The organism is Streptacidiphilus jiangxiensis, from assembly GCF_900109465.1.
In the GTDB taxonomy this organism is placed as follows: Bacteria; Actinomycetota; Actinomycetes; order Streptomycetales; family Streptomycetaceae; genus Streptacidiphilus; species Streptacidiphilus jiangxiensis.
On record NZ_FOAZ01000009.1, the window covers coordinates 73,784 to 87,937 of the forward strand.

Annotated in this window: 15 protein-coding genes and 1 pseudogene; 5 read left to right on the forward strand and 11 right to left on the reverse strand. The window is 72.8% G+C overall.

Translation table 11 applies throughout. The features are described from left to right. Positions 1-50 precede the first annotated feature (50 nt). Both BMY61_RS18520 and BMY61_RS18525 read right to left on the reverse strand, forming a co-directional pair. Positions 51-374, reverse strand: coding sequence for a DUF1330 domain-containing protein (locus BMY61_RS18520; protein ID WP_042457066.1), 324 nt, complete (start codon positions 372-374; stop codon positions 51-53). Between the two features lie 76 nt (positions 375-450). After that, positions 451-1,344 (reverse strand): hypothetical protein, encoded by an 894-nt coding sequence (locus BMY61_RS18525; protein ID WP_052439324.1) that lies wholly within the window; start codon positions 1,342-1,344, stop codon positions 451-453. 186 nt (positions 1,345-1,530) lie between these two features. Between BMY61_RS18525 and BMY61_RS18530 the strand changes: the two are divergent. Then, a pseudogene (locus BMY61_RS18530) lies at positions 1,531-2,160 on the forward strand (phosphoribosyltransferase); the annotation flags it as partial. Between the two features lie 150 nt (positions 2,161-2,310). Continuing rightward, positions 2,311-3,330: a DUF3048 domain-containing protein gene (locus tag BMY61_RS18535; RefSeq protein WP_042457072.1), complete on the forward strand. Its 1,020-nt coding sequence runs from the start codon at positions 2,311-2,313 to the stop codon at positions 3,328-3,330. Between the two features lie 23 nt (positions 3,331-3,353). Here BMY61_RS18535 and BMY61_RS18540 read toward each other — a convergent pair whose 3' ends face one another. Further along, the gene (locus tag BMY61_RS18540) at positions 3,354-3,614 is read right to left on the reverse strand and encodes a dsRBD fold-containing protein (RefSeq protein WP_042457075.1); all 261 of its coding nucleotides are present in this window, start codon (positions 3,612-3,614) and stop codon (positions 3,354-3,356) included. A gap of 112 nt (positions 3,615-3,726) precedes the next feature. On the opposite strand from BMY61_RS18540, the gene BMY61_RS18545 reads away from it, so the two are divergent. Then, positions 3,727-4,743: an ADP-ribosylglycohydrolase family protein gene (locus tag BMY61_RS18545; RefSeq protein ID WP_082015527.1), complete on the forward strand. Its 1,017-nt coding sequence runs from the start codon at positions 3,727-3,729 to the stop codon at positions 4,741-4,743. Between the two features lie 106 nt (positions 4,744-4,849). On the opposite strand, the gene BMY61_RS18550 is transcribed toward BMY61_RS18545, so the two are convergent. The 7 genes from BMY61_RS18550 to BMY61_RS18580 form a co-directional block, all read right to left on the reverse strand. Further along, on the reverse strand, positions 4,850-5,386 hold the full coding sequence (locus BMY61_RS18550) for a hypothetical protein (RefSeq protein WP_075003965.1): 537 nt from the start codon (positions 5,384-5,386) through the stop codon (positions 4,850-4,852). After that, on the reverse strand, positions 5,383-6,030 hold the full coding sequence (locus tag BMY61_RS18555) for a thioredoxin family protein (RefSeq protein ID WP_161791338.1): 648 nt from the start codon (positions 6,028-6,030) through the stop codon (positions 5,383-5,385). Before BMY61_RS18555 ends, BMY61_RS18550 begins: the two co-directional genes overlap by 4 nt. A gap of 613 nt (positions 6,031-6,643) precedes the next feature. Beyond that, complete coding sequence (locus BMY61_RS18560) at positions 6,644-7,456, reverse strand: TrmB family transcriptional regulator (protein ID WP_075003966.1); 813 nt, start codon at positions 7,454-7,456, stop codon at positions 6,644-6,646. Positions 7,457-7,614: 158 nt separating this feature from the next. Next, on the reverse strand, positions 7,615-9,762 hold the full coding sequence (fusA, locus tag BMY61_RS18565) for an elongation factor G (protein WP_082015525.1): 2,148 nt from the start codon (positions 9,760-9,762) through the stop codon (positions 7,615-7,617). 372 nt (positions 9,763-10,134) lie between these two features. Next, positions 10,135-10,401: a DUF6295 family protein gene (locus tag BMY61_RS18570; RefSeq protein ID WP_042457085.1), complete on the reverse strand. Its 267-nt coding sequence runs from the start codon at positions 10,399-10,401 to the stop codon at positions 10,135-10,137. 2 nt (positions 10,402-10,403) lie between these two features. Further along, the gene (locus tag BMY61_RS18575) at positions 10,404-11,147 is read right to left on the reverse strand and encodes a dienelactone hydrolase family protein (protein ID WP_042457096.1); all 744 of its coding nucleotides are present in this window, start codon (positions 11,145-11,147) and stop codon (positions 10,404-10,406) included. Between the two features lie 74 nt (positions 11,148-11,221). Further along, complete coding sequence (locus BMY61_RS18580; protein ID WP_042457099.1) at positions 11,222-12,031, reverse strand: DNA-formamidopyrimidine glycosylase family protein; 810 nt, start codon at positions 12,029-12,031, stop codon at positions 11,222-11,224. A 137-nt stretch (positions 12,032-12,168) separates the two neighbouring features. Here BMY61_RS18580 and BMY61_RS18585 point away from each other — a divergent pair, with 137 nt between their 5' ends. Both BMY61_RS18585 and BMY61_RS18590 read left to right on the forward strand, forming a co-directional pair. After that, complete coding sequence (locus BMY61_RS18585; RefSeq protein WP_042457102.1) at positions 12,169-12,516, forward strand: S24/S26 family peptidase; 348 nt, start codon at positions 12,169-12,171, stop codon at positions 12,514-12,516. A gap of 13 nt (positions 12,517-12,529) precedes the next feature. Continuing rightward, the gene (locus BMY61_RS18590; RefSeq protein WP_042457105.1) at positions 12,530-13,201 is read left to right on the forward strand and encodes an HAD family hydrolase; all 672 of its coding nucleotides are present in this window, start codon (positions 12,530-12,532) and stop codon (positions 13,199-13,201) included. On the opposite strand, the gene BMY61_RS18595 is transcribed toward BMY61_RS18590, so the two are convergent. Further along, complete coding sequence (locus BMY61_RS18595) at positions 13,179-14,135, reverse strand: GNAT family N-acetyltransferase (RefSeq protein ID WP_042457108.1); 957 nt, start codon at positions 14,133-14,135, stop codon at positions 13,179-13,181. The two genes, BMY61_RS18590 and BMY61_RS18595, sit on opposite strands and share 23 nt — an antisense overlap. Between the last annotated feature and the right edge of the window lie 19 nt (positions 14,136-14,154).

Consider the following 14,154-nt stretch of genomic DNA (forward strand, 5'->3'; position numbering starts at 1 on the left):
TATTGCTCTGGCTAATAGTGAGTTTTGCTCACTACCTGGTCCCGGTGGTCTCAGTGGTGGAGGCTGTCCACCCCGCGGTAGCCGTCCGGCACACCCGGCACCAGCACGATGTCCGCCACCATGTGCCGGGTCCGCAGCGGCGCGAGCTCCCGGTAGGCGGGGGAGTCCCACCAGGCGCGGGCCCGCTCGAAGTCCGGGAACTCGATCAGGATCAGGTCGCCCTTCCAGCTCCCCTCGACCTCGTCGACCGGGTTGCCGTGCACCAGGAACCGGCCCCCGAACGGGTCGAGGGTGGCGTCGATCCCCTCCAGGTACGCGACGATCTCCGGGCCGAACTCGACGGTGTGGACGTGGGCCAGGGCGTAGGCGGTCATCTCGGCGCTCCTCGGTTCGGGCTTCCTGCGATGCCTTCACTCTGTCCGAGCCGGACCGGGAGCGAATCCGTCACGCTTAGGTAGCGCGCTCAGGTGAGCGCGGCGCACCGAGGATGTTGTGCTGCGCGACGATGCGCTGCACCGCGGGCAGCCCCGACAGGGCCTGGTCGTCCCGCTGCACCCCCCAGCTGTAGGCGTAGTCGAAGACCGGCCGCGCCACGAGCGTGGCCCACACGGCCAGCATCTGCTGCATCTCGGCCGCCGACGGCACCGCGTAGCGACCGCCCCCGTCGTCGGCCCAGCCGCCGAGGCCGAACGTCTGGTAGACCGGCACCATGTCCGCCACCGGCACGCCCGAGCCCTGCGCGCTGGTGACGTAGCGGCGGATCATGTCCAGGTCGCAGCCGTGCAGTTCGGTCCGGCACGGGTACGGGTCGACGCCGAACAGGTCCACGTGGGAGTTGGCCGGCGTGTAGCCCCCGGCGAAGGAAGGGGAGGTGGACGCGGACAGGTTCATCAGCAGGACGAACGTCCGCGCGCCGGGGAGCGTGGTGTGCACGTAGTCGGACTCGGCCGCGAGGTTCGCCGCCGTGCACAGCGGGCCGAACCGGCCGGTGGGGTCGGCGTCGTCCATCAGGTAGAACCCGAACAGGTTCGGCAGACCCCGGTAGGCGTCGACCGTGGCCCTGAAGGTGGCGTCCGCACCGTTGCAGGTGCCGACGTAGGCGAGCGCCTGCACGTGCGCGGGCAGGTCGGCGAGCAGCGCCGGACTCGACACGTCTGCGATGTTGAAGCCCAGACCGCCCGGTGTGTAGGCGCCGGACGGGTCGAAGTTGCCGTTGGCGGTGTAGTGCAGCGCCGTGGACGGGCCGAGCGGGGAGCCGTGCGCCGGCGCGCCGCCCGGTCCCAGCGGCAGCGCGAAAGCGCAGGCGACCACCAGCAGTCCCAGCAGCTTCGTTCGGAGCCGCACGTTCTCTCCCCGCAGTCTCGAGGCGTTGTCAGGCTGTCACGCAGGCTGTCACGCAGCCCTGCGGAGCGCGCGGCGGACTGCGCCGGGTGGGGGCCACGACCACCGGGACAGCGGGACGAGGGCGCCGGTCCACGGTGCGGGCCTATGCTCGAAGGGAGGGGAGCGAGTCGACCCCGGACGGGCGCCATGGTCTTCACCGATCGCCGACAGGCGGGCAGGAGCCTCGCCGCGCGCCTCGGGCACCTGCGTGGCCAGGATCTGGTCGTCCTCGGCCTCCCGCGTGGCGGGGTGCCGGTCGCCGCCGAGGTGGCCGCGGAGCTGGGCGCGCCGCTGGACGTCGTGGTGGTCCGCAAGCTGGGTGTGCCCTATCAGCCGGAGCTCGGCATGGGCGCGATCGGCGAGGGCGGCGTGCGGGTGCTCAACGACGAGGTGATCCGCATGGCCGGCGTCGGCGAGGAGTCGATCGGCCGCGTCGAGCGCGCGGAGCGGGCCGAGCTGGAGCGGCGGGTGCGCCGCTACCGGGGCGACCGGCCACCGGTCGAGGCCGCGGGCCGCACGGCCGTCGTCGTCGACGACGGCATCGCGACCGGTTCCACGGCCCGCGCCGCGTGCCGCATCGTCCGTGCCCAGGGTGCCGCCCGCGTCGTCCTGGCCGTGCCCGTCGCCCCGCGCGGCATCGCCTCGGAGTTCGCCGGGCTGGCCGACGAGGTCGTCGTCGCCGACCAGCCGGCCTGGTTCGGCGCGATCGGACAGTTCTACGGCGACTTCACCCAGACCACCGACGACGAGGTCCTGGCCTGCCTCGAGCAGGCAGCCCGCCACTGAGCGGGTCCCGGACCGGCGCCTCGGAACCACGGGCCGGTGCCTGCGCGCGCCGACCGGCGCCGTCCCACCGCTTTCCGTCACGGTCCGGCGGGCGCATGGTGGTAGGGAGCGCCTGTTCGTGAGCCGAGGCGGTGAGCGCAGATGGCGGACGAATCCGGCCCCGGACCGGGGGCGAGCCCTGCGGGCAGACGCCGTGGGCCGAGCAGGGGCGCGCGGATCGCCGCCATCGTCGCGGGACTGGCCGTCGTCGGCGCAGGCCTCTGGTTCGGTGTGGCGGGGGGTGGGAACCCGGCGTCCACGCCGTCCACGTCACCCTCCTCGCCGGCAGTGAACCCGCTGACCGGCGAGGGGCCCGGTGGTCACGTGCTCGCGGTGAAGATCGACAACGTCGGTGACGCACAGCGGATCCAGTCGGGCCTGAACTCCGCGGACCTCGTCTACGTGATCCAGGTCGAGGGCGGCCTCAGCCGCTACCTCGTCGTCTTCGACAGCTCCCACGCCCCGGCCCGCGTCGGGCCCGTCCGCAGCGCACGGCAGACCGACATCCCCTTGCTCGCGCCGTTCGGCCGCGTCGGCCTCGCCTACTCCGGCGCGATATCGGGCCTGCTGCCCGACCTTGCCGCCGCCAACCTCCAGACCATCACGCCCATCACCCGCAACGACCTGTTCAGCAACGGCGGCAGCTCTCCCACCTACATCCAGCCCGCGCAGATCTTCGCGGCCTTCCCCGACCTGGCGCAGACGCAGGACGTCGGCCTGCGTTTCGGTCCCGAGCCGGCCGGTGGCACGGCCGCCTCCTCGGCGAGCGCCCGGATGCCGTCCGCGCGCTTCGCCTTCACCGCCTCGGGCGGGAAGTGGCTGGTCTCCGTCGACGGTCACGCGGTCGTCACCATCGACGCCGGCCAGGCGAACGCGGACAACGTCATCATCCAGCACGTACAGGTCGTGCCCGGCAAGTACACCGACCACAACGCGGGCCATGCCGACAACGAGGTCTTCTCGCAGACCACCGGCCAGGGCAGCGCGGATTTCTACCGCGACGGCAAGGTCTGGCACGGCCAGTGGTCCAAGCCGAGCGACGGCTCGCCCACCAGCTACACCGTGGGCGGCACGCCGATGAACCTGGCGCCCGGCCGCACCTGGATCGTCCTGGAGGGTTGAGCGCGGCGTCCCCGGGGTCGGGGTCAGGAGGCGACGGCGGGTCCGGCGAGGTAGGCGAAGTCGTGCGACGCCATGTCGTGCAGTCGCTGGGCCAGATCCTCCAGCGCCCGGCCGGCCGCGAGCTCGTCCCCGATGTCCGGCACGGACCGGTCCGCGGGGTTGCGCCGCGCGACGCCACGCCCCGTCGCCATCGGCGCCCCGGCGTCCGTCATCACGGCCCGCGCCTCGGTGCGGGTGTCGTCCTCGTCGATGGTGACTGTGACGGTCCACTGCTTGGTCTTCATGGGATCACCTGCTCCTGCCTCTTCCTCCAGTGCGCCACGTTCCGCCGCCCCCGTCCACTCCGGCGCGGAAACCTCGGTGCGGGTGTCGGAGCGGGCTGACAGCATGGCCCGCATGACCCGACCACTGACCACGCCGTCCGTCGCCCAGCAGGAGCAGGAGCGGGAGCGGGAGCGGGAGCGGGAGCGGGAGCGGGAGCGGGAGCAGGTTCCGTTCCCCCTGCCGGGCGCCGCGCGCGACGCGCTGGAGGGGCTGGCGCTGGGTGACGCGTTCGGCGAGCGGTGGTTCCGGCGATTCCGCGCGCCGGAGGAGGCGGCAGCGCAGATCGCCGCGAGGATCACACCGCAGGAGTCGCCCTGGCACTGGACCGACGACACCGCGATGGCGCTCGCGCTGGTGCGGGTGCTCACCTTCCAGGACGCCGTGCACCAGGAGGACCTGGCGCTGTCCTTTGCCGCGACGTTCCTCGCCGACTCCGCGCGCGGCTACGGCTACGGCATGCACCGGCTGCTCCCCGTCCTGGCGGAGCGGCCCGAGGGGTGGCGGGAGCAGAGCCGGACCCTCTTCGAGGGTCAGGGCAGTCTCGGCAACGGCGCGGCGATGCGGGTGGCACCACTGGGTGCCTGGTTCTGCGAGGACCTGGACGAGGCCGTGGCGCAGGCCGCTTTCTCGGCCGAGGTCACCCACGCGCACCCCGAGGGTGTCGCCGGTGCGGTGGCCGTCGCCGCGGCCGCGGCGATCGCCGCGGCGGGCCGGGGGAGTGACGCACCGTCGGGCGCGGAGCTGCTGGAGCAGGTCCTGGCGGTCACCCCGGAGGGTGCTGTCCGCGAGGGCCTGCGCCGCGCCGCCGCCCTCCCGCCCGAGACCCCGCCCACGCGCGCGGCGGACCTGCTCGGGAGTGGACGACGGATCCGCGCGAGCGACACCGTCCCCTTCGCCCTGTGGTCGGCCGCCGGGCATCTCGACGATCTCGCCGACGCCTTGTGGTCCACGGCCGCGGGCCTGGGGGACGTCGACACGACCTGCGCCATCACCGGCGGCGTGGTCGCCGCCCGCACCGGCGTCTCCGGCGTCCCCGCGACCTGGCTCACCCGCCGCGAGCCCCTCCCGGACTGGGTGGGCGCCCGCTGATCCCCCGCGGGTCGCCTCCGGCGGTCCGAAGATGGTTGCCCGTCATCTCGATCACCCGGCGACGGAAGGCGAGGAGGGCGGTGCGGGTTGCGGCGGCGCGGTCCAGTCAGGAGAGGACCCCGGAGGGACCGACGCGCAGCTCCACCGGATGGTCGGTCACCGGCGGGAGGCAGTTGTCCCGGCTGCACGCGGCGTAGCTGACCAGAACGGTTGCCGTTCCCGAGCCCGTCGCACCGACCTGGAGGCTCGCGGTGACCGGCCCGTCCGGATAGACCGGCAGCACGAGAGAGGTCCCGGCGAGAGGGAGCCGCACTGGCCGCTCGGCGGTGACGACCGGGCCGGCACTGAGCACGGCACTGCGCACCGTGACCCTGAGCGGCCGGCCCACTCCGTCGATGCCGGTCTGTGGGAGATCGATGCTGTAGAGGTGGTAGCCGGGGCGTTGCGGGGCGAACGTCGCCTCCAGCGTGGCATGCGGGCCCGACCGGTCCCTGACCGTCAGTGTGACGGTCACGCCGTTCTGGGTGAACCGGCCCACCACGAAGGGCGCGGTCCCGCCCGGCCGGAGCGCCAGGAAGGCGCCGGCGGCCAGGAGTCCGGTGACGGCGGCCGCGCCGATGCCGAGCAGCAGAAACCGCCTCATGCGGCCCACTTCTTCAGGAAGGCCAGGAACCCGGCCTGGTCGAAGGCAGGGTTCCCGGTCTTGTTGGTGTCGACGCGTATGGTGCCCGACGGACTGAGGATGATGATGACGGGCAGGGCGAAGTTGCTCGCGGCGTCGTAGCGCCCCAGGATGCGCATGTTCGCGTCGACGTTGTCGCCGATGTCGATCTGGACGAGGTGGTAGGAGGCGCCGAGCACGGCCCGGACCTGCGAGGTCCGGAAATCCTCGTCCATCGCCACGCAGTTGCCGCACCAGGTCGCGCCGAAGTCCAGAAGGACCTCCTTGCCGTCCGCCCGGGCCGCGGCCCGGGCGGCGTCGATCTGTGCCTGGGCGTTCGCGGACGGCGAGTAGCCGAAGGACGTGGGGACGGACGAGGCCGGCTGGGTCGTGCGGTGCGAGGCCGCGGGGCGTGCCGTCGGACGCTTCGTCGCCCGGGGGGAGGTCGGGTGCTGCGTCGTCGCATTCGACACGGCGGGAGCGGTGGTCGGGGCCCCGGCCACGCTCGCCGTGACACTCACCGACGGCTGCGCGGCGCCGACGGTCGATGCGGTGACAGGTGAGGCGCAGCCCGCGGCCAGTACGAAGGTGGCTGCGGCGGTGAACACGGATATCGCTTGGCGCACAGTGGCTCCCGAGGATGCGTGGCCGCCGCTCCGATGGGGCGGCCCTCGTAGGGGAGATCCGTGAGCGGGTTCGGGGTCACAGAAATCCGCTGGCGGATCACGGTGGAATTCCCGGGTCCCGGCGATGCCGGCAGCCTTGCGACCCGATCTCAACCATCGGAGGGGAACGACGACCGACGCCGGGGCTTTGGTGGCCTACCTGTTCCTGTACCTGGCACGCCAGGCCGTGACTCCCGGCGATCCGAGGGATTGGGCCGGGGAGCGGTTGTATGAGCACGGGTGGCGCCGAGGCTCGGGGACGACCGGGCATGACGCTCCCTCACCGACGAGGCCGCCGGGGGCCGTGGCGTGATCTCGGCGGACACGCTGCGGCGGATGGCGCTCGCGTCGGTGGCCGCAGCGGAACGCGATCCGCAGTACCCGAGGGCGCGGTCGGCGTCGCAAGTGACCGTGTCGTCCGGGCCGAGTGCCCGCAGGCAGTCGCCCGGACCGCGCGCAGCCACTTGGCTTGCTTCCTGGGGGGTTCGGCCCGGCCCATGGCACAACCCTCACCCTGAGGCGCAGGGTGAGGGTTACCCGCGTAGCTCGCGGGCGTGCGGCAGAGGGCGGTGGGTCAGGCGGCGGAGGTGAACGGTGTCGCTCGGGCCCACAGGTGGTCGAAGGTCTCCTGGAGCCTCGCCACCGTGTGGGCGTCGTCGACCAGGAGCACGGGGCCCGGTGCGCTGTCGGGGGCCGGATCCGCGGAGGGGAGGGTGAGCAGGGCGCGCTCGCTGTCGGTGAGGATCATGCGGGTCTCCACCGCCGAGGTGACCCGGGCCTGCTCGCCCGCGGCCGCGAAGCTCTCCGCCCGCGCCACCAGGCGCGGGTCGCTGAGCAGGTCTGCGTGGTAGACGCAGCGCACCGAGCCGCCGGAGGCGGTGATGGCGCGGACTCGGCGGACCCAGTCCTCGTCGGCCAGGCCGTCGAAGGGTGGACGGGCGGTGGCCCGGACGGAGTGGTGGGCGTACTCGCGCCAGTGGTCCATGCGCGCGACGACGCCGAGTTCGTCGCGCGAGCGCGCGGCCGCCGGCCGCAGCCCGCTGCGCGCGGTCAGCCAGTCGGTCCGCAGCTCCGCGACCAGGTCCGAGGCGACGACCTCCAGCCGGGCCAGACTGTCGCGGTGGCCGCGGATCAGGGCCTCCGCGGCGCTGGCCGGGTCGACGGCCCGGTACGCGGCGGGCTTGCCGGGCGTCTTCGCGACCAGCCCCTGGTCGATGAGCGAGCCGAGGACGTCGTAGATGCGCTGGCGTGGGACGCGGGTGGCGTCGGCCAGATCGGGGGCGGTGGCCTGGGGGAGTCGGGCCAGAGTGGCGTAGGCGCGCGAAGAGTACGAGGTCAACCCCAGGGTTTCGAGCGCCCGTTCGCAAAACGATGCTGCCGGTGTCATGTACCACTCATATCAGAGAGTGGCGTCCGGTTGCGAACAGTGATCCTTCAACTACTGATCGCGCAGTGGCCCGTTCCCCTTGCGGGGAACGGGCCACTGTCGTCCCGATGGCCGTCACATGGCCATCACATGGCTGTCACATGGCGAACGCGGGACCGTCACCCGGCCGCCGGGGCGAACCCCGTGGGGCGCGCGGTGAACGTGCCGCGTCCCTGCGTCCGGCTGCGCAGACGTGTCGCGTAGCCGAACAGCTCCGCGAGCGGGACCGTCGCCGTGACCACGCCCGCGCTGCCGCGCACGACCTGGCCGGAGACCCGGCCGCGTCGCGCGGCCAGATCGCCGAGCACCGACCCGACGCTCTCCTCCGGTACCGTCACCGTCACCTCGACGACCGGCTCCAGCAGCACCATCGCGCAGCCGCCCAGCGCCTGACGCAGCGCCAGCCGACCCGCCGTGCGGAACGCCAGATCCGAGGAGTCCTTCGGATGCGTCGCCCCGTCGGTGAGGGTCACCTTGACGCCGGTCACCCGGTGCCCGCCGAGAGGGCCCTCGGCGAGCGCGTCGCGGCAGCCCGCCTCGACCGCGCGGATCCACTCCTGCGGCACCCGCCCGCCCGTCACCGTGGAGGCGAAGACGAACTCCTCGCCGCCCTCGGTCCGTTCGAGCGGCTCGACGTCCAGCACGACCTGCGCGAACTGGCCCGCGCCACCGTCCTGCTTGACGTGACGGAACAGCACCCCGCGCACCCCGCGACCCACCGTCTCCCGGTAGCCGACCTGAGGACGCCCGACGCGCAGCTCCAGCCCGCCCGCGCGGCGCAGCTTCTCCACAGCGACCTCCAAGTGCAGCTCACCCATGCCCGACAGCACGGTCTGGCCCGTCTCCGGGTCGGTCCGCACCGCGATCGACGGATCCTCCTCGGCAAGCCGCGCCAGCAGGCCCACCAGCCGTTCGGAGTCCGTCGAACGCACCGCCTCCACCGCCACCGACACCACCGGCTCCGCCGTCCCCGGCGGCTCCAGCAGCAGCGGCGCGTGCGGCGCGCACAGCGTCGCCCCCGCCCGGGCCGCCTTCGGGCCGATCACGGCCACGATGTCGCCCGCCAAGGCCTCCGTCACATCCGCATGCCGGTCCGCCTGGACCCGCAGGATGCGGCCCACCCGCTCGGTACGCCCCGTGCCGGCGTCCAGCACCGAGTCGCCTTTGCGCAGGGTGCCGGAGTACAGACGCAGGAAGGTCAGCCGCCCCGTGGGCGCCTGTGCGACCTTGAAGACCAGCGCCGCGAGCGGCTGCGTGGGATCGGCGGCACGTTCCGCCGTCCCCGCAGCCACCCCGGCTCCGGACGTACCGTCAGCGGAGTGGACAGCAGCGGTGTCACGAGACGTCGGGGCCGACGTCCCCTTCGCCGGAGCGACATCCAACGGCGAAGGAAGGTACGAGACCACCGCGTCCAGCAGCGGTTCGACCCCACGATTGCGATACGCCGATCCACACAGCACCACCACCCCCTCTCCGGTACAGGTCACATCTCTCAGGGCCGCGGCCAGCGAGCTGTCGCTCAACCGGCCCTCGGCGCAGAACTCCTCCAGCGCCCGCGGATGCAGCTCCGCGACCGCCTCCTCCAGCAGGTGGCGCCGGCGCAGCGCCTCCTCCCGCAGTTCGTCGGGCACCTCGCCCGCATGCAGGCCGGACTTCTCGTCCGGCCAGGTCAGCGCGCGCAGCGCGACCAGGTCCACGACGCCGGTGAAGTGCTCCTCCACCCCGATCGGCCACTGCACCACCAGCGGCACGGTGTGCAGTCGGTCCCGGATCGACGCCACGGCCGCGTCCAGGTCCGCCCCGGCACGGTCGAGCTTGTTGACGAAGGCGATCCGCGGCACGCCGTGCCGGTCCGCCTGCCGCCACACCGCCTCGCTCTGCGGCTCCACGCCCGCCACGGCGTCGAAGACCGCGACCGCGCCGTCGAGCACGCGCAGGGCGCGCTCGACCTCGTCGGCGAAGTCGACGTGGCCGGGGGTGTCGATCAGGTTGATCCGGTGCCCCTCCCAGTCGCAGCTCACGGCCGCGGCGAAGATCGTGATGCCGCGGTCGCGCTCCTGCGGGTCGAAGTCGGTGACGGCGGTGCCGTCGTGGACCTCGCCGCGCTTATGGGTGGTGCCGGTGGCGAAGAGGATCCGCTCGGTGACGGTCGTCTTGCCGGCGTCCACGTGCGCGAGGATGCCGAGATTGCGCACCCGGGACAGGGCGGAGCCCGGACGGGGAACGGGGTGGACAGGGTGGACTGGGTTGACGGTGGTGGTACGCACGGCCGAAGGCCTCTCAGGGTGATCCTGGACAGGACGGCGCGATTACCCCGCGGCGGCGCGACCGGGCGTCGGGCAGCGTGCTGCTGCCGCGCGTCGAACGGTCAGGCGAGCGCCGCGGTCCTCCGGTTCCGGCCGCGCAGCCGGCACCGGAGAACCCGGGACACCAGGATCACCTCGTACCGCGTCAGGGGAGCCGGAACGGCGTGACGGTTGCTCATGGCCGGGCTCCCCTCGTGGTCGAAGTCAGTACAACGTCAGTGTGTTACGCGTGTGCCGCCGCGCCCGCTTCTTCCGCGGTGCGCTCGGCACGGGACGAGTCTGTCAGTGGCACGCCACCCGACGCATCCCATTTTCCCGTGCCAACTGCCTTGCTCAGGCCTTCAGTTCCTCCGGAACGGCGGCCAGCGCCTGCTGGATCGCGTCGACCAGCTGCCGCGCGGACTCCGCGGTCAGCTCCAGCGCCACCCGGCGGGCCGGATCGCCGTCCGGGTCGGCCAGGTCGATGTTGAGCGTGTGCTCCGCCATCGCGTGCACCGGGTGGTCGAAGTAGACCGTCGCCTGGCCCACGTGGAAGAAGCCGACCCCCGGCCCCTTGGCGCTGCCGTCGATCCGGGCCTGCACCGTCGTGTAGGTGCACATGCTCAGGCCCCCAGGTGCTTGCCGAAGAACGTCGCGATGCGCTCCCAGCCGTCGTTGGCCGCCGCCACGTTGTAGCTCGGGCGGTCGGTGGCGAAGAAGGCGTGACCGGCCCCCTCGTAGCTACGGGACTCGAACTCCTTGCCGTGCTCGGCGAGGATCCGCTCCAGCTCCGCCACCTGCTCCGGGCTCGGGTACTTGTCCTCCGCGCCGAACAGGCCCAGCAGCGGGGCACGCAGGCCCGGCAGCTGGTCCACCAGGTTGGTGACCTTCAACGGGAACTCCGTCGGCACCTCGCCGGTGACGAACGCGCCGTAGCAGTCCACCGCGGCGTCCACGTCGAGGTGGCAGGCGGCCAGGACGGACTGGCGTCCGCCCGAGCAGTAACCGATCGTGCCGACCTTGCCGTTCGACGTCTCCAGCCCGCGCAGGTACGCCGCCGCGCCCGCGACGTCGCCGACCAGCCGCTCGTCCGGGATCCCGCCCTGCGCCCGCGCCACCGCGGCCGCGTCCTCGGGCGACGCACCCGGCGCCTCACGCGTGTACAGGTTCGGGCACACGACGTCGTAGCCCAGCTCGGCGAACCGGCGGGCGATCTCCTTCGACCCGCGGTCCCAGCCCGGCAGGTGGTGGATGACGACGACGCCGCCCCGGCTGAAGGCGGCCTCCGGGCGGGCCACGTAGGCCTCGATCTCGTCACCGTTGTGGCCCGGGATGCGGACCAGCGTTGCGATCATGGATTCGTACATGGGCCCAGCTATATCACGCGTTCTTGAGAGGTCCCGTTCCGCCTGTGGGGGCGCAACGGCAGGGTGAGCCGGCGTCACCGACCCCGTCCCGCCGGAGCGGGACCGGGCTGGCAGCGCGGGCACCAGAACACCACGCGGTCCTGCGGCGGCAGGCCCAGTCGCGCCGTCCGCACCGCCGCCCCGCAGCGCCGGCAGGGGCGGTGCGCCCGCCCGTACACCCAGTGCTGTCGATCGGGCCCCGGATCGCCCGTCGTCACGTGGCCGTGCCTCAGCTTGTTCACGAGCAGCAACTGCCGCGCCGCGTGCACCACCCGCGGCAGCTCCCCGACCTGCGCCACCGGCGTCCACGGCGACACCTGCGCGAGGAAGCAGAGCTCGTTCGCGTACACGTTCCCGATCCCGGCCAGATTGCGCTGGTCGAGCAGGGCCTCGCAGAGCGTGCGCCCCGGGGTGGCCGAGACCCGCCGCACGGCCTCCGCCTCGTCCCAGTCGGGACCCAGCAGATCCGGCCCGAGATGGCCGACCGCCCGCGCCTCCTGCGCGGTCGGCAGCAGCTCCACCACCCCCAGCCGGTATCCGACCGCGGTCCGCTCGACGTTCCCCAGCACCGCCCGGATCTGGAACGGCTGCCCACCACTCCACGGCTCGCCGGCCGCGAAGACGCGCCACCGGCCCTCCATCCGCAGATGCGTGTGCAGCGTCAGCCCGCCCTCGATCCGCGTCAGCAGATGCTTGCCGCGCGGCACCACGTCCAGCACCTCACGCCCCACCAGATCCGCGGTGGCGTGCGCCGGCACCCGCAACTCGGCGACCGTCAACACCTGCCCGGCCAGCGCCCGCCGCAGCTCCCACGCCGTCCGATACACCGAATCACCCTCGGGCACCGGGCTCCTCTCCCTCTCGTCCCTGCTGCGCCCATCCTCGCACCCGGGTCCGACAACGCGAGCGCGCCAACCGGAGCGCGCCAACCCGAGCCCGAAAACCGGTGGGGCCGCGCGGCTCGATCTGTCACGCTCGCCCGATGGGTGCACTGGACGCGGTCGCCGCGCGGGTCGCGGGTGGAGCCACCGTCGAGTTCCGTCCGAGCGGGACGTCGATGGTCCCGCTCATCCGCGGCCGGCAGCTGGTGGCCGTGGCCCCGGTCGACCCGTCGAAGCTGACGCCGGGCGACATCGTCCTGGCGCGCGTGGCCGGAACGGTCTACCTGCATCTGGTCTCGGCGGTCGACCCGCAACGGAAGCGGGTGCAGATCAGCAACAACCGCGGCCGCGTCAACGGCTGGACCGGCCACGACCGCGTCTTCGGCATCTGCGTCTCGGTCGAGGGAACACCGCGCCCCGGTGCCGCGGGCAAGACGTCGGGCCTGTGACAACCTGGGGACCGTGAAGAAGTACATACTCTTCGATCATGACGGCGTACTGGTGGACACCGAGTTCTGGTACCACCGGGCCGGCGAACGCGCGCTGGCGGACATCGGCCTGGCCCTGGACAAGGACCAGTACCTGCGGGACATGAACCTGGGCCTGGGCACCTGGGCCCAGGCCAGGGCAGCGGGCGTCGACGAGCGGATCATCGACGGGCTGCGGGAGGCGCGAGACGCCTACTACCAGGAGTACCTGCGCACGGAAGCCATCGAGATCGACGGCGTCGTCGAGGCACTCGCCGAACTGTCCGAGCACGTCCGGATGGCCGTCGTGACGACGGCCAAGCGGCGGGACTTCGAGCTCATCCACCAGAAGCGCCGGATCACGCGGTTCATGGACTTCGTCCTGGTGCGCGAGGACTACGAGCTCGCCAAGCCGCACCCGGAGCCGTACCTGACGGGCCTGCGACGCTTCGGGGCGACCCGGGAGGAGACGCTGGTCGTGGAGGACTCGCCCAGGGGGCTGAACTCGGCCCTGGCCGCCGGGATCGACTGCGTCGTCGTCCACAACGAGTTCATGAAGGCACACGACTTCTCGCAGGCGAGCCATCGCATCGACACCCTGGCCGAGCTGAGGGACATCGTCCTGGCGACCGCCCGAGAGCCGCTCAGCCCGCCGTCGCGGGCTTGAGCAGGGGGACGTCCCGGGAGAGCTCGCGGAAGCCGAGGCCGTGGTAGAGCGCGCGGGGGCCCGGGTCGCTCGGGGCGCCGACGCAGACGACGGTGGCGTGGGTGGCGCCGGCCGCGCGGGCCCGGTGCATGCCGTGCAGCATCATCGAGCGGGCCAGGCCAAGGCGGCGGAAGCCCGGGTGCGTGCCGACGGGCTCGAACTCGACGGTCCGGTTCGCCTCGTCGAACCACATGATCGTCGACGCGGCCATCGTCCCGTCCGGCGCCTCGACCAGGAGGTGCAGGTCGCCGCGGTAGGCCGCGGTCGCGCGGACGTCCGCGTAGGCCCGCAGGGAGTAGGTGGAGGGCGCCCAGGCGTCCACGTGGGCCTGCACCACGGCCTCCGCGCCGACCTCGTCGGCGGTGCGGAAGCGGAAGCCCTCCGGCAGCGTCGGCGGCTGATCGATCCCGGCCAGGTCGCGCTGGTTGAGCTGCGTCCAGTCGCCGTCGTCGGCGAGCGCCGCCGCGTCGGACACGTAGCCGTGCTCCGCCCAGCGCTTCAGGGCGAACTCCTCGCCGTCCGACGCGACCACCGACCGCTCGAGACCCGCCGCGACGTGGTCGTACCAGTCGATCACCTCGTCGACGAGTTCCAGGTGGTCGGGGTGCACCTGATAGCTCAGCGACGCGCCCTTGACCTGCGTGACCGACCCGTCAGCGCGCCGCACCTCGCGCGGCAGGAAGATCCACGCCCACGCCACCAGCTCGTCACCCGAGAACCACAGCCGACGCGGCCAGGTCGACGCGTAGCGGGCGGTGCCCTGGCCCCAGACCCAGGCCAGCTCCCCGTAGGAGGCTCCGCCGTTGATGTGGTCCGGTCGGACGGCGGTCACCCGCTGTGCCAGACCCTGCATGAGCGTGATGTCCGAGGCTGTCAGGAGCTCGAAGTCCGTCATGAGGCGTCACTGTGCCAGT

Coding starts and splice junctions, on each gene's coding strand:
- BMY61_RS18520 (WP_042457066.1), bottom strand. CDS start 374: ATGACCGCCTACGCCCTGGCCCACGTCCACACCGTCGAGTTCGGCCCG.
- BMY61_RS18535 (WP_042457072.1), top strand. CDS start 2,311: ATGGCGGACGAATCCGGCCCCGGACCGGGGGCGAGCCCTGCGGGCAGA.
- BMY61_RS18540 (WP_042457075.1), bottom strand. CDS start 3,614: ATGAAGACCAAGCAGTGGACCGTCACAGTCACCATCGACGAGGACGAC.
- BMY61_RS18545 (WP_082015527.1), top strand. CDS start 3,727: ATGACCCGACCACTGACCACGCCGTCCGTCGCCCAGCAGGAGCAGGAG.
- BMY61_RS18550 (WP_075003965.1), bottom strand. CDS start 5,386: ATGAGGCGGTTTCTGCTGCTCGGCATCGGCGCGGCCGCCGTCACCGGA.
- BMY61_RS18560 (WP_075003966.1), bottom strand. CDS start 7,456: ATGACACCGGCAGCATCGTTTTGCGAACGGGCGCTCGAAACCCTGGGG.
- BMY61_RS18570 (WP_042457085.1), bottom strand. CDS start 10,401: ATGTGCACCTACACGACGGTGCAGGCCCGGATCGACGGCAGCGCCAAG.
- BMY61_RS18575 (WP_042457096.1), bottom strand. CDS start 11,147: ATGTACGAATCCATGATCGCAACGCTGGTCCGCATCCCGGGCCACAAC.
- BMY61_RS18585 (WP_042457102.1), top strand. CDS start 12,169: ATGGGTGCACTGGACGCGGTCGCCGCGCGGGTCGCGGGTGGAGCCACC.
- BMY61_RS18595 (WP_042457108.1), bottom strand. CDS start 14,135: ATGACGGACTTCGAGCTCCTGACAGCCTCGGACATCACGCTCATGCAG.